This is a genomic window from Candidatus Thiodiazotropha sp. LNASS1, assembly GCF_964212655.1.
In the GTDB taxonomy this organism is placed as follows: domain Bacteria; phylum Pseudomonadota; class Gammaproteobacteria; order Chromatiales; family Chromatiaceae; genus Thiodiazotropha.
Map to the genome: position 1 here is coordinate 1,271,349 of NZ_OZ156465.1, position 26,746 is coordinate 1,298,094.

The 26,746-nt window shown below is 51.0% G+C and carries 28 protein-coding genes and 2 tRNA genes; 24 read left to right on the forward strand and 6 right to left on the reverse strand.

The window, feature by feature from the left end; genetic code table 11:
* The first annotated feature begins 67 nt into the window (after positions 1–67).
* From AB8516_RS05490 to AB8516_RS05530, 9 genes are all read left to right on the forward strand, one after another.
* On the forward strand, positions 68–526 hold the full coding sequence (locus AB8516_RS05490) for a response regulator (RefSeq protein WP_369158822.1): 459 nt from the start codon (positions 68–70) through the stop codon (positions 524–526).
* A 7-nt stretch (positions 527–533) separates the two neighbouring features.
* Positions 534–2,609: a putative bifunctional diguanylate cyclase/phosphodiesterase gene (locus tag AB8516_RS05495; protein WP_369158824.1), complete on the forward strand. Its 2,076-nt coding sequence runs from the start codon at positions 534–536 to the stop codon at positions 2,607–2,609.
* A 418-nt stretch (positions 2,610–3,027) separates the two neighbouring features.
* Positions 3,028–4,254 carry a tyrosine-type recombinase/integrase gene (locus AB8516_RS05500; RefSeq protein ID WP_369158826.1) on the forward strand — a complete coding sequence of 409 codons (1,227 nt, stop codon included), beginning with the start codon at positions 3,028–3,030 and terminating at the stop codon, positions 4,252–4,254.
* Positions 4,247–4,822 carry a hypothetical protein gene (locus AB8516_RS05505; RefSeq protein ID WP_369158828.1) on the forward strand — a complete coding sequence of 192 codons (576 nt, stop codon included), beginning with the start codon at positions 4,247–4,249 and terminating at the stop codon, positions 4,820–4,822. The genes AB8516_RS05500 and AB8516_RS05505 overlap by 8 nt, the downstream gene beginning before the upstream one ends.
* Before the next feature lie 65 nt (positions 4,823–4,887).
* Positions 4,888–5,085 (forward strand): hypothetical protein, encoded by a 198-nt coding sequence (locus AB8516_RS05510; RefSeq protein WP_369158830.1) that lies wholly within the window; start codon positions 4,888–4,890, stop codon positions 5,083–5,085.
* 176 nt (positions 5,086–5,261) lie between these two features.
* Positions 5,262–5,747 (forward strand): hypothetical protein, encoded by a 486-nt coding sequence (locus AB8516_RS05515; RefSeq protein WP_369158832.1) that lies wholly within the window; start codon positions 5,262–5,264, stop codon positions 5,745–5,747.
* Positions 5,737–7,329, forward strand: coding sequence for a YfjI family protein (locus tag AB8516_RS05520; RefSeq protein ID WP_369158834.1), 1,593 nt, complete (start codon positions 5,737–5,739; stop codon positions 7,327–7,329). The genes AB8516_RS05515 and AB8516_RS05520 overlap by 11 nt, the downstream gene beginning before the upstream one ends.
* Before the next feature lie 387 nt (positions 7,330–7,716).
* Entirely contained in the window at positions 7,717–7,953 is a 237-nt protein-coding gene (locus tag AB8516_RS05525; protein WP_369158836.1) for a hypothetical protein, read from the forward strand.
* Positions 7,954–8,190: 237 nt separating this feature from the next.
* On the forward strand, positions 8,191–9,462 hold the full coding sequence (locus AB8516_RS05530) for a phage major capsid protein (RefSeq protein WP_369158837.1): 1,272 nt from the start codon (positions 8,191–8,193) through the stop codon (positions 9,460–9,462).
* A gap of 197 nt (positions 9,463–9,659) precedes the next feature.
* Here the strand turns inward: AB8516_RS05530 and AB8516_RS05535 are convergent, their stop codons facing one another.
* Positions 9,660–9,917, reverse strand: a complete 258-nt coding sequence (locus AB8516_RS05535) for a helix-turn-helix domain-containing protein (protein ID WP_369158839.1) — start codon at positions 9,915–9,917, stop codon at positions 9,660–9,662.
* Positions 9,918–10,247: 330 nt separating this feature from the next.
* On the opposite strand from AB8516_RS05535, the gene AB8516_RS05540 reads away from it, so the two are divergent.
* Positions 10,248–10,553, forward strand: coding sequence for a hypothetical protein (locus tag AB8516_RS05540; protein WP_369158841.1), 306 nt, complete (start codon positions 10,248–10,250; stop codon positions 10,551–10,553).
* Complete coding sequence (locus AB8516_RS05545; protein ID WP_369158843.1) at positions 10,550–10,822, forward strand: hypothetical protein; 273 nt, start codon at positions 10,550–10,552, stop codon at positions 10,820–10,822. The genes AB8516_RS05540 and AB8516_RS05545 overlap by 4 nt, the downstream gene beginning before the upstream one ends.
* Positions 10,823–10,909: 87 nt before the next feature.
* On the opposite strand, the gene AB8516_RS05550 is transcribed toward AB8516_RS05545, so the two are convergent.
* The 5 genes from AB8516_RS05550 to uvrB form a co-directional block, all read right to left on the reverse strand.
* Complete coding sequence (locus tag AB8516_RS05550; protein ID WP_369158845.1) at positions 10,910–11,119, reverse strand: hypothetical protein; 210 nt, start codon at positions 11,117–11,119, stop codon at positions 10,910–10,912.
* A gap of 9 nt (positions 11,120–11,128) precedes the next feature.
* Positions 11,129–12,196 (reverse strand): SDH family Clp fold serine proteinase, encoded by a 1,068-nt coding sequence (locus AB8516_RS05555; protein ID WP_369158847.1) that lies wholly within the window; start codon positions 12,194–12,196, stop codon positions 11,129–11,131.
* A gap of 104 nt (positions 12,197–12,300) precedes the next feature.
* Positions 12,301–12,377 (reverse strand) — tRNA-Val (locus tag AB8516_RS05560).
* 165 nt (positions 12,378–12,542) lie between these two features.
* Positions 12,543–13,178, reverse strand: coding sequence for a protein-L-isoaspartate(D-aspartate) O-methyltransferase (locus AB8516_RS05565; RefSeq protein WP_369158849.1), 636 nt, complete (start codon positions 13,176–13,178; stop codon positions 12,543–12,545).
* A 201-nt stretch (positions 13,179–13,379) separates the two neighbouring features.
* Complete coding sequence (gene uvrB, locus AB8516_RS05570) at positions 13,380–15,386, reverse strand: excinuclease ABC subunit UvrB (protein ID WP_369158851.1); 2,007 nt, start codon at positions 15,384–15,386, stop codon at positions 13,380–13,382.
* Between the two features lie 130 nt (positions 15,387–15,516).
* On the opposite strand from uvrB, the gene AB8516_RS05575 reads away from it, so the two are divergent.
* The 13 genes from AB8516_RS05575 (at position 15,517) to AB8516_RS05635 (ending at position 26,692) form a co-directional block, all read left to right on the forward strand.
* Positions 15,517–16,704 (forward strand): pyridoxal phosphate-dependent aminotransferase, encoded by a 1,188-nt coding sequence (locus tag AB8516_RS05575; protein ID WP_369158853.1) that lies wholly within the window; start codon positions 15,517–15,519, stop codon positions 16,702–16,704.
* Positions 16,705–16,778: 74 nt separating this feature from the next.
* Complete coding sequence (locus tag AB8516_RS05580) at positions 16,779–17,348, forward strand: GspH/FimT family pseudopilin (protein WP_369158855.1); 570 nt, start codon at positions 16,779–16,781, stop codon at positions 17,346–17,348.
* Positions 17,349–17,405: 57 nt separating this feature from the next.
* Positions 17,406–17,481, forward strand: a tRNA-Asn gene (locus AB8516_RS05585).
* Positions 17,482–19,178: 1,697 nt separating this feature from the next.
* On the forward strand, positions 19,179–19,592 hold the full coding sequence (locus AB8516_RS05590) for a hypothetical protein (protein ID WP_369158857.1): 414 nt from the start codon (positions 19,179–19,181) through the stop codon (positions 19,590–19,592).
* Positions 19,593–19,891: 299 nt separating this feature from the next.
* Positions 19,892–20,419 carry a Na+/H+ antiporter subunit E gene (locus tag AB8516_RS05595; protein ID WP_108289073.1) on the forward strand — a complete coding sequence of 176 codons (528 nt, stop codon included), beginning with the start codon at positions 19,892–19,894 and terminating at the stop codon, positions 20,417–20,419.
* Complete coding sequence (locus AB8516_RS05600) at positions 20,416–20,682, forward strand: monovalent cation/H+ antiporter complex subunit F (protein ID WP_369158860.1); 267 nt, start codon at positions 20,416–20,418, stop codon at positions 20,680–20,682. The genes AB8516_RS05595 and AB8516_RS05600 overlap by 4 nt, the downstream gene beginning before the upstream one ends.
* Positions 20,679–20,996 (forward strand): monovalent cation/H(+) antiporter subunit G, encoded by a 318-nt coding sequence (gene mnhG, locus AB8516_RS05605; protein WP_369158862.1) that lies wholly within the window; start codon positions 20,679–20,681, stop codon positions 20,994–20,996. The genes AB8516_RS05600 and mnhG overlap by 4 nt, the downstream gene beginning before the upstream one ends.
* Positions 20,993–21,301 carry a DUF4040 domain-containing protein gene (locus tag AB8516_RS05610; protein WP_108289076.1) on the forward strand — a complete coding sequence of 103 codons (309 nt, stop codon included), beginning with the start codon at positions 20,993–20,995 and terminating at the stop codon, positions 21,299–21,301. Before mnhG ends, AB8516_RS05610 begins: the two co-directional genes overlap by 4 nt.
* Positions 21,294–21,980, forward strand: a complete 687-nt coding sequence (locus AB8516_RS05615; protein ID WP_108289077.1) for an MnhB domain-containing protein — start codon at positions 21,294–21,296, stop codon at positions 21,978–21,980. The genes AB8516_RS05610 and AB8516_RS05615 overlap by 8 nt, the downstream gene beginning before the upstream one ends.
* Complete coding sequence (locus AB8516_RS05620; RefSeq protein ID WP_369158864.1) at positions 21,977–22,459, forward strand: sodium:proton antiporter; 483 nt, start codon at positions 21,977–21,979, stop codon at positions 22,457–22,459. The genes AB8516_RS05615 and AB8516_RS05620 overlap by 4 nt, the downstream gene beginning before the upstream one ends.
* On the forward strand, positions 22,456–23,922 hold the full coding sequence (locus AB8516_RS05625; protein WP_369158866.1) for a complex I subunit 5 family protein: 1,467 nt from the start codon (positions 22,456–22,458) through the stop codon (positions 23,920–23,922). Before AB8516_RS05620 ends, AB8516_RS05625 begins: the two co-directional genes overlap by 4 nt.
* Positions 23,919–25,796 (forward strand): proton-conducting transporter membrane subunit, encoded by a 1,878-nt coding sequence (locus tag AB8516_RS05630; protein ID WP_369158868.1) that lies wholly within the window; start codon positions 23,919–23,921, stop codon positions 25,794–25,796. Before AB8516_RS05625 ends, AB8516_RS05630 begins: the two co-directional genes overlap by 4 nt.
* Positions 25,796–26,692, forward strand: a complete 897-nt coding sequence (locus AB8516_RS05635) for a respiratory chain complex I subunit 1 family protein (RefSeq protein WP_369158870.1) — start codon at positions 25,796–25,798, stop codon at positions 26,690–26,692. Before AB8516_RS05630 ends, AB8516_RS05635 begins: the two co-directional genes overlap by 1 nt.
* The last annotated feature ends 54 nt before the right edge of the window (positions 26,693–26,746 follow it).

Sequence of the window (26,746 nt, forward strand, 5' to 3'; positions counted from 1 at the left end):
TTGACAGATTAAGTACAATTGTCGCAACCTATCCTGTGGACCAGGAAAACAATAAAGGCCGAGGACCATGAGCAAACCCGCCGTAATCTTACTGGTTGACGACAGCCGGATGGATGTTGAACTGACCCTAGATGCGTTCAAGGAAGCGCGCCTTTCCAATCGTATTGAGGTCTCCTACAGCGGTCAGCAGGCGCTGGACTACCTGTTTGGCAACGAGCACTTCGCTGACCGTACCAAGCATCCCCTTCCCGACCTGATACTGCTCGATCTTAAGATGCCGGGTGTGGACGGTTTCGAGGTATTGCAGCGTATCAAGGGGACGCCCCTGATCAAACGCATACCGGTAGTCATTCTCACCTCTTCAAAGGAAGAGGGAGACCGAGCGCTTTCCTACGATATCGGCGCCAACTCCTACCTGGTCAAGCCTGTCGCCTTCACAGGGTTCGTCGAGGTGGTCCGTCAGATCGAAGACTATTGGCTGACACTCAATGTCGGGGCGCCAATGACCGCAGACGAATCCACCTGATCCCAACATGTCACTTAACATACTCATTGTCGAGGACCTGCCCTATGATGCCGAGTTGATGGCGTTACGGCTCAGGGACGAGGGATTCGACCTGGACTACACCCGCGTGCAGAGGGAAACCGCCTATCTGGAGGCCCTTGAGAAATCACCGGACCTTATATTATGCGATTGGCACCTGCCTCAGTTCAGTGGACGACGGGCCCTCTCCCTGCTGCGGCAACAGAATCTCGACATTCCTTTCATCATCGTCTCAGGCGGCATAGGTGAAGAGGCTGCCGTCGATGCCCTGCGGCAGGGCGCCAACGATTATGTCTTGAAAGACCGCCCGGCGAGACTGGGAGAAGCGGTAAGACGCGTTCTGATCGACAAACAACTGAGAATGGCGCACCGGATCGCAGAGGAAAAACTCCGTCTTGCAGACCGGGCCTTTCAGAACACCGCAGAAGGGATCACAGTAACCGACGCAAGTGGAAACATCGTCTCCACTAATCCGGCCTTTGAGGCCATCACCGGTTATTCTCATGAAGAAGTACTGGGACAGAATCCCCGAGTGCTGAAGTCGGGCCATCATCCAGACTCCTTTTACAAAGAGATGTGGGACACCCTCTTATTAACAGGCCATTGGCGTGGAGAGATCTGGAATCGACGCAAGAACGGTGATGCCTACCCGGAATGGCTCACCATCAGTGCTGTAAAAGACGGCAACGACGAGACAACGCACTATGTTGGTGTTTTCACAGATATCAGCCAGATCAAGGAGGCGCAGGATCAAATCAACTTTCTCGCCCACCACGATGCCCTGACCCGGTTACCCAACCGTGCCCTGTTCCGAGAGCGTTTCGATCACGCCCTGATGCATGCAAGGCGTGAAAAAGCTTCCATAGCTTTGCTGTTTCTCGATCTGGACCGCTTCAAGACAGTCAATGACACCCTCGGACATCCCGTGGGCGATCAGGTGCTCCTGGAGGTCAGCAAACGCATGAATCAAATCATCCGCGCCAGCGATACCCTGGCGCGGTTGGGAGGAGATGAGTTCGTGCTGCTGCTTGAGGAACAGACCGACGCTCAACATGCCGCCGTGGTGGCCCGTAAACTGATCGACCTGTTTTCCAGACCCATGATCATCGGTGAGCATGAACTGGTGGTGACTGCAAGTATCGGCATAACCCTCTATCCCAATGACGGCGACGATTCGGACAAGCTGATCCGCCATGCCGACCGGGCGATGTACGAAGCCAAACAGCAAGGCCGCAATACCTACCGTTTTTTCACCCATGCCTTGACCGAGGGTGCGCTTGAACGTTTGATGATGGAGAATGACCTGCGACACGCCGTCGCCCGCAACGAACTGATCCTGCACTATCAACCTATCGTCAACCTGGAGACCCGGCAGTTGCAGGGAATTGAGGCACTTGTTCGATGGCAGCATCCGGAACAGGGCCTGATCGCGCCCGGTCTATTCATCGAACTCGCCGAAGAGATCGGTATCATTGGCGAAATCGGTCAGTGGGTTCTGCGTGCAGCATGCTCTCAGCTCGCCAGATGGGACCGCGACGGTTTTAAAGTACCCCGCATATCGGTCAATCTATCAGTGCAACAAATCGACCGTGAAGGCCTGATCACAATGGTATCCGAGGAGTTGGACAACAGTGGACTGTCACCTGAACGGCTGGAACTCGAGGTCACCGAGTCGATGTTGATACGCAATCCTGAACTGAGCCGCACTGTACTCAGCGAACTTCGGACTCTCGGAGTCAAATTTGCAATCGACGATTTCGGCACCGGTTACTCGAGTCTGGCCTACCTCAAGTTACTGCCCCTGGACCACCTCAAGATCGATCAATCCTTTGTCCGGGATATCGGTAAAGACGACAATGATGAAGCGATCGTACGGGCCATCATCGCGATGTCGAAAAGCCTTGGCCTCGAATCGGTCGCCGAAGGTGTGGAGGAGGCGCATCAAGCCCGGTTTCTACAACAGGCCGGCAGCGATCTTGCACAGGGCTATCTCTACAGCCGCCCACTACCGGCTGATGAGATATTCAGTAACTGGATTCGGTCTGAAAACACAGAGACGATATAGTGCCGCTACACTCTCCACCTGCACCATTTCAAACACGATCAGCAGCTTAAACTGACACTGCATCCCGTTTAGGCGAAAGGTAAAAAAAAAGCACTCAGGGCAAACCATAAGTGCTTGTTTTCATTGGTAGGCGCGATTGGAGTCGAACCAACGACCTCTACCATGTCAAGAGCTCAGGGGATGCTTTCAGCCCATAACATTACATAACATATTTTGCCCATTTATCATTGTTTTTCAGTGATTTTTCACCCTATTGACCACTATCACGAAAAGTCTGTTATAGTGTGTTATAGGATGTTAATTGAAAAATATTTTCAGCCCATATTTTCAGCCCTAAGCTGATTTCACTCAAAACAAAGCCCAGCAGTGCGGCAACACTACCGGGCTTCTAACCAAGACAGACTGATAGGAGTCCGCCATGGCTAGAGCAGATTCTAAACCAAAAACACCATCCCGGGGTTTTACACCAAAATTCCTGGACAGCATCAAACCGATATCCAGGCGGTATGAATTACCTGACAAGGCTTGTCCTGGGCTTCGGATCAGGGTCACCCCCGCCGGCACTAAATCCTTTGCCTGGTATTACAAGGTCGGCACAACCACCAAGATGCTCACCTTGGGTGTATATCCAGAAACCAGCCTGAAGGCCGCCAGGGATGCCTTGGAAAAGGCGAAGGAGCGCCACAAAGAGGGAGAGCCCGCAGCACCCCAAGCTGACAACCCCAAAACAATCAGTGAGCTGGCCGAAAATTTCTATTCTGGCCGGATCTTACCCCAGCGCAAACGTCCTGAGAAAGTCAGGGAGATCCTGGACCGGGATATCTTGCCTGTGATTGGCAAGCGGAAACTATCAGTCATCACAACCCCTGTGATTGCCAGCGCAGTTGAAAAAGTGGTCAACCGGGGTGCTACTGCCCACGCCGGTAAGGTCCTGGCGATCCTCAAACAGATGTTCAGGTATGCAGAAGGTCGGGGGTTCATGGACAGAAACCCAGCCTACTCACTGGACCGGAAAGACCTGGGTGTCAGGGAGGGGATCAAAGATAGATACCTCACAACTGATGAAATCAGGGCTGTGTGGCATGCAATTGAAAAGGCACCCCGTATGTCCGCAGAAATCAGGTCGGGATTTAAAATCCTTCTGTTGACAGGTGTCCGCACCAATGAACTGCTCAAAGCCAGGTGGGAACATGTCAATCTGAAGGATAGCACCTGGTTTATCCCAGAAGAAAACAGCAAAACTACTGCCTGGACGGTCCCTCTCTCACCATATGTGAAAGATCTTTTCTCTGAACTCAAGGATATTGCAGGCAAGTCACCCTGGGTGTTACCAGGACGGACAGATGGCCCCATTAGCGATAAGGCGACAGGCCGAGCCATGCGAAGGTTATTTGAGCTGAAAACTCAAGATCAGCACGGAAAGATGGTCCCCCTCCTCCCTATACCGCGATGTACACCACACGACTTCAGACGAACTCTGAGGACTCACCTGGATGATCTGGGCATAGAACCTCACATTGCTGAAAAGTGCCTTAACCACAGCCTGGGTCGGATAGATAAGACCTACAACAAGAACACCCTGCTCGATAGACGGCGCCAGGCCCTTGAGAAATGGGCCGACTTTGTTGGAGGCTGCTGTGGTTAAAGATTACATCTGGACCATCCTGGATTCCAAGGATAAACAGGAGCTCATGAATTTCTGGAAACAGAAACAACCAGACGCGGGGCATAGCATAGCAAAATACACCATAGAAGCGCTGGAGGTTTTACAACAATCTGACAATGAAAATGAAAGGTTACGCCTATACGCTGAATTGGTCGTTGCTAATGAAAAAAAACTCCGTTGTCTGAGTGACGCACAAAAAGCAATCGACTGTTGTTACAGATTGGTAACCTATGGCGATGAAATGGAACTGTTGCTTCGTTTCACCGAGTATGGTGATCGCCCGATCCTCACTGATGAATTACTAAAAAATGTGCGAAGCGCTAACAAGCAACGCGCCGCCGGAAAGAAAGGCCATGAAAAAGCTCACGGCTCGCCGCAAGATAAAGCAAAGAAAAAACAACGTTATATTGACTTATGTCATCAATTAAAACGCGAGCATCCTAATTGGAAACTCGGCGCGATTCGACAGGCGGTCGCCGATAAAGAAGGTGTCTGCCTTCGCACGGTGGAACGCTACACAGGAAATATTTTCCGCAAGTCCTCCTAGTTTCGGAAAAAATAGCTTTATGCTTCATATCAGTCAATAACGACTGAATACATTTGGAGCCTAAAGTGAGGACAAGATCCGGAATCCGTAAGGTTGGCCGCAGATACGATCGTCACCCGCAAACAATCTGGCGCTGGTATACCAAAGGCATTTTCCCCAAGCCTCATTATGTTAATGGCTATCGTCAGTGGTTTGATGATGAGCTGGATGAACATGACCGCAAGCACATGCAGTCATATGAAGAACGTCATGCTTCCAAATAAATGGAATCATCTCTAACAAATCACTATCTCAAGCGTGTCAGGTTTAAGTATTACCCTGGATCGCGGCAATGGAGAAAAGACAGAGGTTTGATGGTGCTTTCTGACTTTTCAAGGGAATATGATTCAGCCAGATGTGCTCGTGGTCCCTACAATATTGCACTACCTGGTGATTACAAATGACCACCCCTATTGACTTGCTAGTCAGTCGGCTTGAAAGAGTTCGCTCGGTTGGTAATGGACGTTTTATTGCGCTCTGCCCTGTCTCTGCACATGATGATAAATCACCATCTTTAAGTATTGCCGAGGGTGATGATGGGCGTGTATTGATTCGATGTTTTGGTGGGTGTGAGACACAAGCGGTGGTGAATGCACTGGGCTTGGAAATGAAAGATCTATTCCAACCAAGTACATTTAGCGCAGTCGAAAAGCGCCACTATCGCCACCGTAAAGCCATTGAGGAGATTGAATACGCTCTTTGGCATGAACTCTTAGTCTTGCTTCAAGTCCTCCAGGTCCGGATAAGTGACCGGAAAAACTGGAAGGATCCACGCTATCGTGCCCAACGTCCTGAGTTCCGTCCTATGCCCGGTAACCCCTGGGATCGAGAGTTGCTCGCTGTACGACGCATTCGTAGAGGATTGGAGATGCGCTATGGGAACTGAGGAAAAATCAATCCTGGATGTAACAGCGAGTAGCTGGATCGGTGCGCCAAAACCCGGACAGATCTCAACGGCGCCTACAAACGAGCCCTACCCGATTGATGCTTTTCCCGAAATTGCGCGAGATGCGGCATCTGAAGTACATGAGTATGTCAAAGCTCCCATCCCAATGGTAGCGTGCTCTGCTCTCACACAAATGGCCTTAGTCGCGCAGGGCTTATCAGATGTGGCGCGAGATAACAGGTTGACCTCACCTTGTTCACTCTTCTCAGTTGTCACTGCTCAGAGTGGCGAGCGGAAAACCGCTGTTGATGGTTCCTTTTCTCAAGGTATCCGGCAATGGGAATCAGAGCAAAGAGAGGAGCAATTGCCTCGCTACCGTAGAGGCAAGGCAATGCAGGCGGCCCTGAATGAACGCAGACAGGCCCGTATCAAGAAAATCGGCGCGTTGGAAGCGAAAGGTGGCCCAGAAATGGAGCTGGAACGAAAAGAACACGAATCGCGGTTGATGGATCTGGAAGATCAAGCAACGCAATTGTTTATCGATCCGATACCCCATCTTTACTATGAGGATACCACCACCGAGGGGTTGATTAAGAGCTTAGGGTCCGGATATCCGACGGCAATGATCAACTCGAGTGAAGGGGGGGTGATCCTGGGTGGTCACTCCATGAAGGATGAAAATGCACTCCAGTTTCTCGCTGTAGCTAATAAGCTTTGGGATGGGGATACGATTAAGCAGACCAGAAAACAGGCAGGGGCGATAGATGTTATCGGAAGGCGATTCTCACTCTCAATTCAGATCCAGCCTGATTTTTTTGAAAAGATCACAGAGAAAGGGGGGCGTGGCAGTGGCTTCCTAGCTCGCTCCTTGCTGGCATCCCCTGAATCGCTCATGGGTACACGATTCTACACCGTCCCTCCTACGCATATGCCTGGACTTGATCGTTTCAATCTACGCTCACGGGAACTTCTCTCGCTGCCACTACCGGTCAATGACCGATACGAGCTGAAACCACCCACCATGAAGCTCAGTAAACCCGCTCACAATGCCTGGGTGGATTATTACAACTCAGTAGAAAAGGAGCTGGGGGTTTATGGGGAGTATGAACTAGTGAAGGATGTCGGCTCAAAGAGCGCGGAAAACGCTGCACGTATTGCCTGTGTATTCCAGGTATGGGCCGAGGGAGCTGGCGGGAAAATCACAATAGACCACATGATGTCAGGTATCGCTGTAGCGGGCTGGCACCTTACTGAGGCAGCACGCATATTCTTTGACGCCAACAAACTACAAGAGATAAGCGATGCAGAACTGATGAGTCATTGGCTCATCTCCCATGCAGCCACCCTGACACGAAAAGAGGGCACCCCCATCATGGATGAACAAGGTCGAGTATCGCCGGCAGAAATTTTGCGATATGGACCCCATCAACTACGAAATCAACAGCGGCGTGACCAGGCGTTCATTGAGCTTATGGCTGATGGAATAAACCACATTCGATACATAAAAGAGGGCAAGAGAAAACTGGTTCAAGTCAATCCCTGGTTACTGAATAAAGGGATATCGAAAAATAGCAATACGTAAAAAACGGGTTGCTATTTTTAGTTGGTTGCAGATACCAGATCTATCAACGGGTTACGAAAAGCAGCGGTAAAAAGTAGCAAAATAGCAAAAATAGCAGCTCCCTATTAAAAGTATTTTTAAACTTATTTTTTTATAGGTAAATGATTAGAAACACAGAAATATTCACCAGTAGGTGTACTGCTATTTTTGCTACTACTGCTATTTCATCGAAATCCACAGACAGGGAGGGGGGGTTAAAAGTCTAGAGTGCTACCGGATCTAGACCGCCTGCTACTAGACGTATTTACAAGCGGGAATTATAGAGGGGGGGTATATCAACTGATTGATTTGAACATGAATTTTAGCACTCCATGAACGAAAGACATTTACAACTGATGGGAGTTGGCAATGAATGAACCACACAACTACTTCGAAGAAGAACTTGCCGGAAAAATCGAGGAAGCCTGCGAACCACTTTCGAAACAGTACAGTTTCAATGACATTAGTCTTGCTCTGCTATCTGTATCTGTTAAGCGCCTTATTGAAGCTGGCGGGCCGATTGCAGCAACGGGGCAATTGATAAAAATAATCAATTTTTTACCCAAGCTAACCCCTAAAGATATCAAACCACGTGAAATCAATTAGTGATTTATTCTATGAATACCTGTAAAATTAAACATATAGAAGACTTCGGACTGATTCTTCTATCGGAGCCAACAACGGACCGTCATATCCCAACAGTTGGCTGTAGTAGCTCCCCTCCACCGCCCCGTCATAGGCTCGAGTGTACGCTACCGATAAATGTTGAATTTGTTAATTCGGCATCGGTATCACGTGTACTCAATTCAATACGTCACCGATGCCTCAATTATGAGGTGACTCATGAAACTTAAATCAGTACAAGATTATCTCGAAGACCGTGGAAAGGTCGTCGATAAAATGCGTGGCATGCTTGATGCGGCCGCTTTAGAAGGCCGTGATTTAACGCCTGAAGAGATCGAGAAATATGAAGCTCTAGAACGGAAGCAAGAGGCACTTGGCAAACAAGCTGAGTTGATGGAAAGTCAGGACACCCTTGAAGACAAGCTATCACAACCATGGAAACCATTACAAAATAACCGATCGCTAAATGGTGGTGCTGCTGGTCAGGGTAATCAACCAAAAAATATTGTTCCAGCAAGTGAAATATTTTCTGAAGCAACGGACGCACCGCAACCTTCGCCAGGCGTCACACTCGGCGGTATTCTGCGAGCGATGGCAGGTGCAGGAACGACACCGGTTATACAAAACGCCCTCAGTATCGGGACAGATACCGCCGGTGGTTATACGGTACCTAAGGCGCTCTTGGCACAACTCATAGACGCATTACGAGCAAAAAGTGTGTGTAATGCTGCGGGATGTCAAACTGTTGTACTCAACACCAAGGAGACAAACGTAGCCCGGCTAGATGCCGATCCTATAGCCGCGTGGCGTGCTGAACAAGCGCTCGTCGTGGAGAGCGATCCGACGTTTGGCAACGTACAATTCAATGCGGAAAGCTTGGCCGTGTTGGTTAAGGTTAGTTTCGAACTCCTACAGGACTCGTTAAATGTCGAACAGGCACTTATGAATGCCTTTGCTCAGAGTCTTGCGCTAACGCTCGACCAAGCCGCCCTCAATGGTGCAGGATCAGCGAATGAGCCACTAGGCATTGTTAATACGCCGGGTATCAAAACAGTCGACATGGGAGTAGATGGGGCAGCCTTATCCAACTATGACCCGATGATCAATTCATTCTACGAATTGGCAAATGCAAACGCAGGAAAGGCTACGGCCGCAGTGATGGCGCCGAGAACGGAAATGGAATTTGCAAAATTGGTCGATTCGACCGGTCAGCCTTTACAGCGGCCATCGATGATCAAAGACCTACCCTTCCTATCAACAACTACGATGCCGATTACTGAGACGCATGGTACAGCAAATAACGCCAGCTCCATCATAGTCGGTGATTTTAGTCAGTTGTGGATTGGGATCAGGCAACAACTTCGGATAGAGGTTCTACGTGAGAAGTTCATGGACAACCTTCAGGTAGGCTTTATCGCCCACCTAAGAGCCGATGTTGCGCTTGCCCACCCACAGAGTTTCTGTCATGTGCAGGGGGTGGTACCTGCCTAAACTTATATACGGCCCTGGGCATGGCTAAAAAAACTACCCAATTTCTGTAGAGCCTCCTAGAGGGCCAGTATTAGTCGGCGAGTGCCTGGTTCATAGAAATAACCCCGACAGCCTGCGGTCCGAACCTCCTGAGTAACCTTACGGTTTTACTCTTCGGGCGTGGCAGGCAATATAAAAGATTCTTTACGTCTATTGGCTTAATCTGACTCAAGCGACGCACCGAGTTCGACCATTTTCTTATACACGCGGTCAAGTTCATCGGATTCGAGGCAGAGTTTTGCGGAAAGGAAAAAGAGCATGTGAAAGCTCATCTGCCGGGGGCTTTTACCGCCGGTGTATTTTCGCCACTGCTGACCGCCGGCAACATGAATAAACTCCGCCATCTCGGATTGAGTGAGACCAAGCTCCTTGCGAATCGCCTGCAGGTCATCGGTGGTTGGGGGAGTGTATTTCATGGGGGATTCCCTGGCTTAATCTTTGATTTTTTGACCGGAGTCTATGTATGTCACCGATCGGGAATTGTGTCAATCAGATACATGGTCAGGATGGAAAATCTTTGAAATTCTGGCTGGGTGCGGTATTCTAAAGCCACTACTAAAACACAGCGGATTCCGCACCCGTCAGACCTGCGGTTTTTTTGTGCCTGTATCTCAGGCGCTCCGATTTCCTATGACGGGATGATAGGGCTGAATAAAAGACCTCCGGGGAATAAGCCCAGCCGACTGTGTCGGTAGTTGAGTCCCGTCACCCTCATCTGGTGACGCACTAAAACACAGGAGTTCATCATGAACGCATTCGATCATAGCGCCGTTCTGGCGCTGGAGAACATCTACCAAAAACTGTACCGGATCCAAGCTGCAACAATCCTTCTAGATGGGATTGTGAACGGCGATATTGAGGAACTCGATGGTAATCCCTCTCCACCTTCATTCACTGCACTGGCATCTGACGCACTGAGCGGTGCCATTTCTGGCATATTTGATGAATGCGATGAGATTCAAGAGTTTCTCGTAGCAACCACTGGGAAGTCATACATAGACCTGAGATCAGAGGCGATCAAGGAATCTGAGGGTACGGAGGTACAGTCATGACATGCACTATTAACAACACCGACCCTATGGACCTGCGGGAAACCCTTTTATTTGCCGTCAAAGATATGAGCAGGTTGCTTTCAGTGAGCAAAATTGTGGACTGCGAAAATGAAAAGTTACTTCCAGAATTCATCAGCAGTGTTGCAAATGATATCAGCTTACTTGTTGAGGTTATTATAAATATCAAGGACGACACAGGGGAGGCACAGTCAGTAGACTTAGGATCCAATCTCAATTCAGAACAGTCCGATAAAGCAACTAATAATTGAGTGGCTTTTCATGTCATGCCGATGCGAGCTTCAATCGCATCGGCGTATAAATGGATAGTCAAACAATAATTAATATTATTTATTATCTTAATCAGGCTTATAAGTTGTAGTTATTTCATACGGAATTGTCGATGTGATGATTAACTCCGATTTATCGACAAACCCTGAAGATTGGTCAAATGCCTTAACACCAATAACCCCTATTGATCGGACGGGTTCTGAGCCAGCAAACGTTTCAATTAAATCATCAGACCAACCACAATTTCTTAGGCTAGATTTTAAATCTTTTTCAATCATATATCCCTCCTATGCAATTTGTTTCTGTCTGATAATAGAATAATTTTCTGATATAAAAATTTTATGTATTTCTGTAGGTTGAAATGTATAATACATTATGGACCACAATCTACGCAATGCAGGTAATAATCCTTTTATCGACTCAGGGTGAGTAATCTTTAACTGAATCTCCTTCCATGCAACTTCCCTAGAAATACCATGACTATGCGCTTTCCAATGATCATGTTTGCATAGTAATTGAGCGATTTCCTGCGACCTATCTTGTTTTTCTTGGTCAGTTACTACTCTACCATCACTATGGTGATCCCAATCTCTAAATTTATGGTTATATAAATAGGTACTTGCAAGTTGTATAGCATAATTACTAGCAGAAAAACTATTACCAATTTCTTTCGGATCTAAACTTTGTAATATATGGACATCAGACCAGTCTGGTTGTTTTTTTGCAGCAAGAGCTTGTGCGCCCCGATCTTGTATAATTTTTATCAAAACTTGTATGGACTGCAATGGTACAAAGTGACCACTTTTCCCAGGCATTTGAGGATCGATTGGTCCAATAAAAGCTCTTTCATCCATGATGATTTCATTGCCAGACAAAGCCCATATAGTACCAGCACTCATTGCTAGGTGAGGTAACAAAAACGCAACATCAGAGAATCTTCTTCGTATTGCTTCTACAAATTGTGCAACTTGGGGTCCCATACCACCAGGAGTGACAAGCAAAATATCAACTGCATCAATACCATCTGGTACACTTTGGACCATTTCAATAAATGGCAAATCATCATCGGTTGTTATTGCTGTTAGCGGTCCTGCAGATGTGCTTACAGTATTGCCTGCGTAGATCAGCAAGGGGCGACCTCGAATATTTTGTATATCCACTAGTGCTCTACGAATATCTAAAATTGGATCGAATTTTGCGACTCCTGATGCAATTAGGCTCTCGTACTCTCTCCCCTCTACTACGGCATCATAAAGGCTACGAACTGCCTGTGTACTGTTAGCTTTATTTTGTACAGGATTTCTTATTGGTCTTTGTGATTTACCTCGTTTACGACGATTTTTTCCAGAGCTCATACATAAACCTCCTTATACTTTCCATTTTTCAGCCCATTTTTCAGCCCAAGACCTTTTAGATATAAAAAAAGCACTCCAGCCTGACTGTAAGTGCTTGTTTTCATTGGTAGGCGCGATTGGAGTCGAACCAACGACCTCTACCATGTCAAGGTAGCGCTCTAACCAACTGAGCTACGCGCCTTTGAGACGGCGAATCATACAGGTTGCCCCATATTCATTGCAACCCCACCACCCTAGCGAATGAATTGGAGCCTTTCAGACCACCAATTGATCCATGCCGGAGCTATCCTTTGACCTGATATGCAACCTGGAAAAGGGCGACCTTAAAGAAGGGTTCGATGGTGGATTAGCGTGATCCGCTAAGTGGCAGAAACGAAACAGGAAGCAGTCTGGTTATTTTTACGGCCCCGTATTGATCTTTCTTCACCAGAAGCAGATCCTGGCTGTAGCGCCGTTCTCCCACCGGTAGTACAAGACGCCCTCCCGGGGCAAGCTGATCGATCAGCGTTTGTGGGATATGCTCAACGGCTGCTGTCACCATGATGGCATCGAAGGGCGCCATTTCTGACCAACCGTAATAACCGTCGCCCACCTGGAAGCTTATATTTGTGTAACCGGCTTTTTCAAGACGACGGCGGGACTTCTTTGCCAACGCCGGGATGATCTCGATGCTATAGAGATGATCGACCAATTCCGCCAATACGGCAGTCTGGTAGCCCGATCCGGTACCTACTTCAAGTATCTTGTCGTCTCTATTCGGCGCCATCAGATCTGTCATCAGGGCGACGATGAATGGTTGCGAAATAGTTTGACCCTTGCCGATAGGCAGCGGACTGTTGTCGTAAGCATGGGGGCGAAAGGATTTACTGACGAAACGCTGTCGCGGCACTCGACTCATGGCGGCCAGAACATGATCATTGAGATCGTCCAGGCCCGTCATGCGGCAGGCATAGTTCGCCTCCGCCTGTATATCACTGAGCATTCCTTGAACATCGCCCATATTCAGTACTTATGCCTCAGTGTGTTTGCCTGTTTGAGTCTACTACAGATATGCCATTTGGAATGACTTTAATTCTAGAAGAAAGATGAGAGAAATAAAGTATTTATTTTAAATACTTTATATTTCCCTTCTTAATACCGGTAAATATTGCCACCAGGGTAAATGTTGCTCATTGTCAAGCATTTACACTACCAATCCCCTATCCTGCAGGCTCTTGATCTGATCGCGTATCTTAGCTGCCTCCTCGAATTCAAGATCCTGGGCATGGCGATACATCTGTTGCTCCAATTGTTGGATCCGTTTTGCCATCTGTGATGGCGAGAGGCCCGCATACTCCATCTCCTCCTCCGCCACCCTGGCATAACGCTTGGCGCTGAGCTGTCCCCCTGGATAGGCAGTTTCCATGACGTCCGAAATCGATTTCAGGATGGTCTGGGGTGTGATGCCATTGGCCCGGTTATAGTCAATCTGCCTTGCCCGCCGCCGATTGGTCTCATCGATTGCCCGTTCCATCGAGCCGGTAACCTGATCCGCGTAAAGGATCGCCATGCCGTTGGCATTGCGCGCGGCACGGCCAATCGTTTGGATCAAGGAGCCTTCAGAGCGCAGAAATCCCTCTTTATCCGCATCCAGGATGGCTACCAGAGAGACCTCCGGCATATCCAGGCCCTCGCGCAGCAGATTGATACCGACCAATGCATCGAACTCACCCAGGCGCAGATCACGAATGATCTCAACCCGCTCCACCGTATCAATATCGGAATGGAGATAACGTACGCGTACATCATGATCACCGAGATAGTCGGTGAGATCCTCCGCCATACGCTTGGTAAGGGTGGTCACCAAAACACGCTCTTTTCTCGCCACCCGCAGCCGTATCTCGGAGAGAAGGTCGTCGACCTGTGTGCTCGCCGGCCTGACCTCGAGCTGAGGATCGACCAGACCGGTTGGACGGACCACCTGTTCGACAATGGCCCCCGAGTGATCGATCTCATAATCGCGCGGTGTCGCGCTGACATAGATGGTCTGTGGTGCTCGATATTCGAACTCCTCGAACCGCAGCGGCCGGTTGTCGAGTGCGGAGGGAAGGCGAAAGCCGTACTCAACCAATGTCTCCTTGCGCGATCTGTCGCCACGATACATACCGCCGAGTTGCGGTATGGTGACATGACTCTCATCCACCACCAGCAAGGCCTCATCCGGCAGGTAGTCGAACAGGGTTGGAGGCGGTTCGCCGGCAGCCCGTCCGGAGAGATAGCGGGAGTAGTTTTCGATACCTGAGCAGTAACCGAGCTCAGTAATCATCTCGATGTCAAAACGGGTGCGCTGATCGAGGCGTTGCGCCTCCACCAGCTTATTCGCCGAATCCAGCCGTTTTAGTCGCTGCTGCAGTTCCAACTTAATCTGATCCACCGCCTGCAACAGGGTCTCCCTCGGTGTCACATAGTGGCTCTTGGGATAGACCGAGTAGCGCGGCACCTTGCGTTTGATCTCACCGGTGAGTGGATCGAACACGGAGAGACTCTCGATCTCATCATCGAACAACTCCACTCGTACCGCCTCGGCGTCCGATTCCGCCGGATAGATATCGATCACTTCACCCCGCACACGAAATGTCGCTCGATGCAGTTCCACATCATTGCGCTTGTATTGCAGCTCTGCCAAACGTCGCAGGATGGCCCGCTGATCGATGATCTCACCACGACTCAGGTGTAACATCATCCCCAGATAGGCACGCGGGTCGCCCAGACCATAGATAGAAGAGACCGTGGCCACGATAATCGTATCCCGGCGTTCCAGCAGGGCCTTGGTTGCCGACAGGCGCATCTGCTCGATATGGTCATTGATGGAAGCGTCCTTCTCGATAAAGGTATCGGATGCGGGCACATAGGCTTCTGGCTGATAGTAGTCGTAGTAGGAGACAAAATACTCGACCGCATTTTCGGGAAAGAACTCCTTGAATTCCCCATACAACTGGGCAGCCAGGGTCTTGTTGGGGGCCAGCATCAAGGTTGGGCGTTGCAGCCTTTGAATGACATTGGCAATGGTAAAGGTTTTACCTGAACCGGTGACACCCAACAGGGTCATGCCGGCTTCACCATCCCGCAAACCCTCCTCGAGACGACTGATTGCCTCCGGTTGGTCGCCTGCGGGAGAGAAATTTGCAATTAATTTGAACGCTTTGCTCATTTGGGGATTCTTCATCGTGCTTGAATTGGCTATTATGACATCCCGACAACGCCATCACCGAGTGGCTTTTTTTATCAATCCGTCGATCAGCCGCTTCGCTGATGTTTGAGAACCAGGGATTAAAACAGTAATGAATGCACAACTCTCCAGTCGCGTACAAGCCGTCAAACCCTCTCCCACCCTTGCAGTTACCGCCCGTGCCGCCGAGATGCGGGCTGCAGGAAAGGATGTCATCGGACTGGGTGCGGGAGAACCGGATTTCGACACGCCTGACCATATTAAATCCGCCGCCATCAATGCCATCAATGACGGCTTTACGAAATATACTGCGGTCGATGGCACACCGGCCCTGAAGCAGGCAATCAGAGACAAATTTCAGGGCGACAACGGATTTGACTACGCAGCCGATCAGATACTTGTCTCCTGCGGGGGTAAGCAGAGTTTTTACAATCTGGCCCAGGCCGTACTCGATCCTGGCGATGAGGTAATCATCCCCGCACCCTATTGGGTCTCCTACCCAGATATATCGATTCTGGCAGGTGGTGTGCCTGTGCTGGTTTCCGCCGGTGCTTCTCAGAATTTCAAGATCAATGCCCAGCAACTGGCAGCGGCGATCACTGAAAAGACCAAGCTATTCGTCATCAACAGCCCCTCCAACCCCACCGGCATGGCCTACAGCCGGGAGGAGCTGGCCGCACTGGGTGAGGTGCTGAAGGATCACCCCAGAATATTGATCGCAACCGATGATATGTATGAACATATCCTCTGGCCAGGAAACAGCTTCGTCAATATTCTCAACGCCTGCCCGGAACTCAAGGATCGCACGCTGGTCTTGAACGGGGTCTCCAAAGCCTACTCCATGACCGGATGGCGCATCGGATATGCCGGTGGTCCCGCAGATATCATCAAAGCCATGAAAAAAATCCAGTCTCAGAGCACTTCGAATCCCACCTCCATTTCGCAAGTGGCGGCGCAGGCGGCACTCGAAGGACCGCAGGAGTGTATTCAGGAGATGTTGACCGCCTTCAAGGCACGTCATGATTACGTGGTCGAGCGCCTCAACGGCATGCCTGGCATCGACTGCCTGCCAAGCGACGGCACTTTCTATTGCTTCCCGAACGTGGAAGGCGCTCTGGCCTCTCTGAAAGGTGTCAGCAATGATCTGGAACTCTCGGAGTACCTGATCACGGAAGCAGGCGTGGCGCTGGTGCCAGGTACTGCATTCGGGCTTTCCGGACATGTGCGCATCTCCATCGCGACCAGTCAGGAAAATCTGGAAAAGGCCCTGGACCGGATTGAAGGCGTACTCAAGGCCTGATACTCGCGCCTGTCTGGCCAGACAGTATCAAGGGCGCTGGATGCGCCCTGCCGATCTCCAAGGAGGGAGAAAACATGCCACACACTGTCACCCACTCTTATGTCCGAGGTTTCGGATTCACCCTGATCGAGTTGATCATCACCCTGGGTATCGCGCTGATCCTGCTAATCACGGTTATACCCTCCTTTCGCACCTTAACGGTGAAGAACCTTCAGGCAAGCGAGATCAACAGCTTTGTTCACCATTGCCATCTCGCCCGCTCCCTCTCGATCTCCAGAGAGACTCACCATGTACTCTGTCCCAGCAGTAATGGTGAGAGTTGTACCAACGTCGCGGACTGGAGCGATGGGTATATTCTGTATGAGGATTTGAACCGGAACAGATCTCGGGATCAGAACGAGCTGCTGCAAGGCGTACATCAGCCGATACAGGGTATGAGTATCGGTATAGACTCCAGCCGACACCGCAGATATGTAGTCTACCGGGGAGATGGACGGCCCAGCGGCTACAATCTTACCCTCACTTTCTGTGATCCTGACAACCTGATCCCCCCCAAAGCGGTGATCGTAAGCAACCTGGGACGCGTCAGGGTTTCCAAGACCCGCTCGGACGGATCACAACTCAGCTGCAGCGGCGAAATTTAAGGTCGAACTATTGACGCTAAGGCCCAGTCTCTTTATTATGCGCCCCTCTTGAATAATTCCCCGGTAGCTCAGTCGGTAGAGCGGGTGACTGTTAATCACTAGGTCGGCAGTTCGAGCCTGTCCCGGGGAGCCATATAAAACAAAGGCTTACATTACAATGATGTAGGCCTTTTTGTTTTTAGGCAAGCCTAAAAAACACTATCTTGCGAATGATATCGCTCCTTCCATTATTAAAACGGCATTGTCCAACCGGAATGTCACACTATCGCCGTATAAATCCCGGCATATCCGACAATCAGAATAGAGCTCACAGTGCGCAACGCTCCTTTACCGGCTTTTCAAATCACATCGCCGGGCCTTTAGGATCATCGCATTTCATAGGTGAAATATCGTCAGAATAGAGTGGAATTAAAAACGAGGGGATATTAAGGATAATTTTTGTCGGGAAATTTAACAGACCATTACGATAAAAATCACCATCTCCTTGATTTCATTATACATTCATTATCAGGCATAAATATTGCTGTTATAAATATCAAGTCATCCACGACGAACAAAAAGGTAAATAATCTCTTGTTTCAAGAGGTCACGATGCTGCCATATCGGGTGTCTAGCGTGTACTCATAAACATGTTCAACTATTACACTTTTGAAGGACCGATAATCAGTCTGGATGATAACTCTGGAGTTCTCACTCTCGCCGGTCTCACGGTTAGAGATAAGATCCGTTACACCTTTTTAATCAATCGTGAAATGGAAGGTACCCGTACCGGAGATGACGGATCCACCTTTACCTACGATAACGATAGACTAAGGGTCTATTTTTACACCCGTCTCGTCAATGGCAGCAGAATCCACACACTGAATCAATTTGATTCTCAACAGAAAGAGTCGTTTATTACCTATAATCGAGGATTCGAATCAGACAGGCGATTCGACCTGCTATCCGGATCAAAAAAACATTATGTGAATATCTGGGGAGTATCAATCAACGATTGGCCTGACGGTTCTATACTACATGGCCTTGAGTGTGTGTATGACAGTATTGGAAGAAGATCTGTTATAAGCTCAAAACTATCTCTTGTATCCATCTCAGATCTCTATTCTCACCCCGCCGAGAATGAAACAACAACATATAACGGAGTTGACCTTCTTCAACACTATTTTCGATGCTAACACCCCGCCGGCTTAAAGTTTCGTAAATCTGTCGGTCCCCACGTCACAATCCCTTCTATCGTTCTGAAATTGGAACTGCTCATACCAGGGTAGCCTGTTATGTACATATGCCATTTGCCATGTGTAAATGTGCTATTTACTCACCTTAAAGGGACTGGTTACTGAATGACTCGACATACATAATTAAAATACTGTGTTTGAAAATATAAGGTTCGATTGACCTATTTCAATGCGTGATAGCGGCTCAACACGTATAATCAAAAATAAGGCGGATAATCGGCATTTAGCAAGAGATGAGTGCTGTGGGCAACGCAAAACAACTTGAAGTTGATCCCCGGATCATCGAGCAAGCCAGTCTTTGCGAGGATTGTCATCGCTGTGTCAAAGACCCCAACTTCCAACTTTGCAAGATCGATTACGTGACAGCGGCTGGGTCCGTTCTGTTCGTATTCAATGATCAGTGCAAAAACTGCAATTACAAGGTATCGTTTGGCAATGGCACGGTCTGCGGATGTCCTGTGCGCAGAGAGATCATGGCCAAATATGGATTATAATTCCGATCTCACCAGATAATTCGATCTCTGAGAAACCCCTCATCTACTGTTTTTCTCGATCGCACCATCATGAGGCTAAATATGGATGTGTGGTTCCCGTAGTGGCGATCAATCACCAATTATGGGAGGGCTATCAACTTGCTCATTTTGCGCTATCATTTCGACAGGGGTACCACTGCCGTATCAACATGGTTGCTACTCATAAAACAAATCAGGGCATCCCCTGGATAGTGGTAAATATTTATATTTTGGGAATAATCATGCACTACGATAAACGGTTAGGGATGGGCCCAATACCGGCTTCACCAGAAAGATATATCAATGAGAAGCAGGTAGACGGGCTATCAATACTAAAAAAGTTTGGCTGGAAATTGATCTGCATCAGAAGACCTTCAAACGGGAGCTGTGAAACACTGATGAAGAATGGTCATGATAAGGCGGTTGGGATATTGGGTGAAGATGGAATTCTGAGAATCAATCCCGATATTCAGATCCGTCATTCCCAAAAAGGATAGCCTCACAGACCTTCTTTCGAATAAAGTGCGGTGACATTTCGAAGATCAGACTGCCGATGCCTGTGCGCCCTTGTCAACAAAAAGGACATGAAAGAGTAATAATGAGATGTTTTCATTTAGATCTAAATCCTAGTCATCGTAAACCCAATTAACAATCACGACAGAAAAAAATATTTCAAAACGAGAGATATCTCCTTGTTTGTTTGGATGTTTAACACTATTTTCTCCCGCTTTCCCATGTTGAACTGTCGACACATCGGTGCTCGGCAAGTAACCGTTATTTCGAGGTGAATCAGCGTATGTCAGCCACACCTGCTCAACAAGAAGAAGCCCAATTTTCCCATGGCCTGTTTCTGTTCGTCCTGATATTCCTGCTGTGGCTGATGCTCTCCGGCAACCTTGCTCTTGCTGAGGTGGTCACCGGCCTGGTTGTGGCTTCCGTGGTGACTCTGGCAAGCCGGCCCCATCTCCCTCTCTTTTCCGGCCTGCGCCTCTCTCCCGCTGCAATCCTGCCCTTTATCAGCTACCTGGCGGTCTTCCTGGCAGCGCTCATACGCGCCAATCTCGATATGGCTCGACGCGTACTTTCTCCCTCTCTCCCTCTCAATCCCGGCGTGGTCGAAGTCAAAACCAGGCTGAAATCTTCGCTTGGTCGGTTAATCCTGGCAAACAGCATCACCCTGACACCTGGTACGCTGACTGTGGACCTGCAAGGTGACAGCATCCTGATACATTGGGTCGACATTCCTCCGGGAAGCGATATCGAAAGCGCAACCCGTGATGTGACCGATATATTTGAACGTCATCTGGTAGGTTTCGTTAAATGATACTGACATTAATGGAAACAGCCGCCCTTACGATGCTGGGTGGGGCGGTATTACTAAGTCTGCTTCGCTTGCTGATGGGACCTACCGCGCCGGACCGGGTGGTAGCGGCGGATACCCTGGCAGTAATCACAACCTCGGGCCTGGTGGTACTGGCTGCGCTGCTTGGCAGTGCGCTCTATCTTGATGTGGCACTCATCTACGGCACCCTCGCTTTCGTCGGTGTTGTCGCTATTGCCCGCGCCATCGAGGGAAACGGATCATGAGGCTACTGGCGGATATCATATTGCTCATCGGCGCGACCTTCACATTACTCGGTGCCCTGGGACTGCTGCGCATGCCGGATGTCTATAACCGAATCCAGGCAGGAACCAAGGCAGTAACATTGGGTGCACTCTCCCTGTTATTGGGCATTGGACTGCTCTATCCGGAGTGGTGGTCCAAGCTGCTGGTCATTGCCCTAATGATCCTGGTCACCAATCCCATTGGTTCATCCACTATCGCCAGGGCACTTATGATGGCGGGGGTGAAGCCGTGGAAAAAAGTTGAAACTGTAACCTCCGAACAGGATCAAGCATGAGTGATATAGAAGTCTGGATCCTACTGCTCCTGGCATTGATGATGCTGAGTGCCGCGGTGATGGTATTGTTGGTGAAGAACCATATCGCCGCTGTCGCCGCCGCCTCCGTTGTTTCCCTTGGCCTGGCTCTGCTCTTCGTCCTCATGAGAGCGCCGGATGTCGCCATGACGGAAGCAGCCGTCGGGGTCGGATTGAGCAGCCTGATCCTGGCGCTTGCATTGCGCCGCCTGGGCCTTTGGAAAGTGGACAGCGAGCAGGTGAAATATAATCTGCTGAGCCATGGCGGGGAGAACAAGGATGGGTAACCTCACCGGTCTGTTATTTGCCGGAGGCCTGGGTTTCATGCTGCTGGCGCTGGCCGGCGGACTCGACTTCGGCACCCCGCCGATGCTTGTTGGCAGTGAAATTCAAGCACATGCGCCACAGCAGACCGGGGCCGTAAACATCGTCACCTCGGTCGTGTTGGGATATCGCGCCATCGATACCCTGGGAGAACTCTCGATTCTTTTTGCAGCCGCCGTTTCCGCCGGTCTGATTTTGGGACGCCGGCATACCACTGCAGGCACGCAAACAAAAGGCGGTTTTATTCTATACACGGGAGGCTCGCTGCTCTTTCCGCTGATGATGACTATCGGTTTTTACATCATTTTTCACGGCCACCTGACCCCCGGTGGCGGCTTCCAGGGGGGCGTTATTCTGGCGGCGGCCTTCTTCCTCCCCCTATTGGCCCGACCCGGAGCCAGACTGCACCATAAGACCTTGAGTCTGATCGAGGGATTCGCCGGCGCCAGTTTCATCCTTGTCGGCCTGCTGGCTATGATGGAGGGTAAGGCGTTTCTGCAACCCTTGCTGGTACAGGACACCCTGGGTCAGCTTGCCTCCGCCGGCACCTTGCCGCTGCTCTATCTTGCGGTCGGCCTGAAGGTGGGCGCCGAACTGGCCAGCCTGCTGTCACGTCTGATACAGACAGAGGCACCGCAATGATCTCCGTATTCGATCCGGAATTGATTCTATACTCCACAGCGATAGGATTGATCGTGATCGGTCTGGCCGGCGTGGTCATGTCGTCTCACCTGTTTCGCATGGTACTGGCGTTGGTCATTGCAGAGGCCGGCGCAAATCTGATGCTGGTATTGGCGGGCTACCGCTGGGATGCGGTCGCACCGATACTCACCTCGCTTTCAGAACCTGCCGCGATGGTTGACCCGGTGCCGCAAGCCCTGGTGCTCACCGCCATCGTCATCGGTGTCGGCATACAGGCCCTTGCAGTAAGTCTGTTGATCCGAATCCGCCAGCGCTACGCCACACTGGATCGTAAAGAGGCGGCTGAGCGCATGGATAGTGAGATCGCCGCCAGCATGGGTGCCGCAAGAGACGTGAGTCAGGATGCACCGCTGGGAGAGCGTCCCCTGCCTCCGATCCCTGCTGATCAAGTCAATACGCGAGGAGGGGATGCGCCATGAACGCCTATCTGGTGCTGACCATTGCGCTACCCCTGCTCGGCGCCTTCCTGCTGCCGATTCTGATGCGCAGCTCAATCGCGATCGCTCTCTGGAGCGGACCGGCCATCCTGATCTACGGCTGTTGGACGATTGCCGATATTTGGTTGCAAGGCTCGACACAACCAGTCTCCATTGCCATTGGCGGATTTGCTCCACCCCTGGGCATCAACCTCTATATCGATTCGCTCGCCCTGCTGTTCGCCTTTGCCGTACAGCTGCTCGGACTCATTTTCTGGCCATTTACGCTGGATCAGGACAGCGCCCGACGCCAGGCCCTGATGCTGCTGCTGGTGGCGGCCTCAACGGGACTGGCCCTCTCCGGCGATCTGTTCAATCTCTATGTATTTTACGAACTGGCCGCTGTCGCCACATTTGGACTGGCCTCCGCATCCGGCCATAGCGCTGCCTACGTGGCGACCCTGCGTTATCTCATACTCAGCGGCATCGGTTCGGTGTTGACTCTATTCGGCATTGCGTTGATCTACAGCAAAACAGGCACCCTCAACCTGGCCCATCTGGCCCAGCTGGCGCCGGCACAACTGAATGACGAATTGGGTCTCACTGCCTTTCTGAGCATCCTGATAGGCATCGGGGTAAAGGCAGAACTTTTCCCGGTCAATACCTGGGTGCCTGAGATCTATGCCACCGCCTCGACACGACTTTCGGCCTTTCTTGTCGGCCTGTTATCCAAACTCGCCCTGCTGATCATCCTGCGTCTGTTGTTGTTGATTTTCCACCAGCCCGAAGCAACGCAGGTATTGCTGATCCTCGGAATTCTGGGTGTTGTCAGCGGTGAATTGGCGGCATGGCGCGCGAAGGAGCTGCGGCGCATGTTGGCCTTCTCATCCATCGGCCAGCTGGGTGTAATGTTCATTGCCATGGCCTTGCCCGATGGCAAGGGAGTTCTGGCAGTGCTCGCACTTGCTCTCCATCATCTGATCATTAAATCGGGACTCTTCATGTTGGCCGAGGATTGGGGGGGAGCCATTAAGCGGCTGCGCGGCAGCGCCAAAATGGCGCCGCTGGGGGCTGCATTGTTCGTGCTGTTCTCCCTCTCCCTCGTTGGCATGCCGCCGCTTCCCGGGTTTTGGGCGAAGTTCACCCTGATCACCGAACTGGCAGGTCAGTCAGAACCCCTCTATATGATAGGGCTTGCCGTTTTTCTGCTGGCCACAGTGATCGAGGCCAGTTATCTGTTCCGCGTTGCCGCCATACTCTATCAGGATGCCCCGCGGGAAACCCTCGATCATGAGATACCAAAAAACGAAGGACTCTCCCTGGTGACCGCTACGTTGTTTGGTGCCGGATTGATCGCTGCCGCGGTGATGATCGCACCCGTTGGCGACGGTCTCAATACCATCGCCGCACAAGTGCAGGATGTTGACCTCTATATCAGTACCGTTTTCCCCGGAGGCAACCAATGATTCTGACGCTTCTGGACGAACTGCTGCTCTTCTCCGGCGTTACCCTGCTGGTGGCGTTGACGATCGGGCGGGGCCTCGCGGCCGGCTGGATGGTTACGATCCTCTACGGTGGTCAGCTGCTCGCACTGACAAAGATGGCGGTACTCGGCTATGAAGGTGGCGCCATCGCCTCCTCCCTCTCTTTCGAGGTGATGGGACAGACGCTGAACTGGCGGTTCGATGCATTGAGCTGGTTCTTCGCCCTGATCACCCTCGGCTCCGCCCTGCTCAGCAGCTGGTTTTCATGCGGCGCCTGGGAGCGCGACTATATCAAGCAGGGTGGCAATATCTGGCTCTTCCACACCGCAATGGCATTGAACGTCTTCACCATGCTGATCCTGCTCGCCAGCGGCGACCTGCTCTCACTGTTTATCGGTTGGGAGCTTGTAAGCTGGGCGGGCTTTCTGCTCATGGCCCTGGCCGGTGGCGTCGCCACAAAGGCAGCCATGCGCTATATCACATACGCTATGGCGGGGGGCATGGCGGTTTTCGGTGGCCTTGCCCTGGTCTATAGTGCATCCGGTTCATTGCAGCTTGAAGCGGTTATCACGGCAGTGGAACAGATCAGCACCACAAAACTCTGGCTGCTGGTGATCCTCTTCGGTGGCGGCTTCGGCATCAAGATGGGGTTGTTGCCCTTCCATCTGTGGCAGGCACCCGCGTATGCCGAGACACCCGGCCCCGGTAGTGCTTTCCTGGGCGCGATCTCTTCCCGCATGGGTCTGTTCGCCATTTTATTGGTTCTGGTTAAACTCTTCGGCATCGTCAACATCGATAATTTAAAAGTGCCATTTACGCTCATAGATGCCCGCGACCTGCTGGCATGGCTCGCCGTGTTGACGATCATCCTCCCCACCTTCACCGCCATGAAACAGAACGATGCCCGTCACCTGCTGGCGTGGCACGGCATTGGACAGGGTGGCTATATGTTGCTGGGCATCGTAGTAGCGGATGCCATGGGTGGCGCAGGCGGGCTGCTGCATGTCTTCAACCACGCCACCTATCAGGCTGCGCTGTTCATGGCCGTGACTGCGGTCATCTACCGTACCGGCACCTCCGATCTGAACAAACTCGGCGGGCTCGTGGTGCGCATGCCGCTCTCATTCATGGTTCTTCTGATAGGCATCATCGGCCTGGCGGGACTACCGCCGATGAATGGCTTCGTTTCGAAATGGCTGGTTTATCGCTCACTGCTGAATCAAGGCATGCCCCTACTCTTCCTGGCAGCTGTGATCGGCACATTGGGCACCATCCTCTCCGTCTACAAATTGATTCATAACATCTTCCTGGGCCAGCTGCGAGTGGAACATGAACATGTCGCCGAGGCCCCCTGGAGTATGATGATCCCCATGTTGATTCTCAGCGCGATCATATTCATTACCGGCCTGCTGCCGGGTATACCGCTGGAATGGATTGCATCAGTCCTGCAGACAGTCGGTCTGCCGGTCCCGCAATATACCCTGGGTGGCGTGGAATCGAACAGCGGTTCCCTGGACATGATCTGGGTGATCGGCGTCCTGTTCGCCGGCTTCGGCATCGGTGCTGTTATCTTCTACTCCGCCGGGCGCAGTAAGCGCGTCCATCAACTGGACAACTATGCCGGTGGACACTTCCTCTCTGCCGATGTGCGTTATCAGTACAGCGATAACTTCTATGCCGGTTTAATGCACCTCATAGGGGGCTGGTATCGGGGCAGCTTCCTCTGGCTGGAGCGCAGCATCACCTCGATGATCGAATTTCTCTCCCTGGGTATGCAAGGCCTCTACCGTCGGGCAAACGCAGAGTTTTATCTCCTCAGCACGGCGCTATTCGTTATCGCCTGGGCGGTGATCTGATGTCAGCCACAGAACTGCTTATCGAACTGACCCTGATGCCCCTGGTCGCTTTCATCGTCGGCATGATGATGGTACTGATGATGCGGCGTATCGCCGCCAGGCTGCAGCGGCGTATCGGCCCCCCCTTCTTCCAACCACTGTATGACATCGTCAAACTGCACAGTAAAAGGACCCAGGTATCACACGGCCTGATCCACGACATCGGCATCGTCATGGCAATGGGGGGATATATCGCTGCCGAGACCCTGCTCCCGGTACCCGGCATGAACGGTATTGCGGAAAAAGGCGGGATCATCACCCTGCTCTATCTGATGATGATCCCTTCCCTGGGTCTCGCGCTGGGTGTGGGGCAATGCGCAAATCCTAACGGCTCAATCGGGATTGCCCGCGCCCTGACCGCCATGCTCGCCTACGACATCCCACTGGTGATCGTGGTGTTTGGAGTCGCCTACGCCGCTGGTACGACCAACCTCATCGACATCATCGCCACCCAACAAGCCGGCGGATTCGAAACCTGGGGAGCGGTAGAGATGCCGCTGTTGGCCATCGCGGGTCTTGTCGCCATGCATGCTTCCCTCGGAAAGCAGCCCTTTGAAATCTACATTGCGCCGGCGGAAATAGCCACCGGCCCGATGGTCGAAATGGGTGGCAAGTATCTTGGCGGTCTGTTCGTGATGCAGTGTTTTCAGCTCTACACCACCTCCGTACTCTATGTCTGCCTGTTTCTCGGCGGTGGTAGCACCTGGTTCGATTTTCTGCTGAAGAGTTTCCTGGTATTGGCGATACCGGTCAGCATCGCCTATCTGTTCCCACGTTACCGTACCGAGGACCTACTGCGGCTGATGTGGAAATGGCCGGTGATGCTGGGACTGATCGGTATTGCGTTTGTTATTTAATTTTGAGTTGTGAATTATGAATTGATGTGTGTGCAGCGAACACCGAAATTCAAA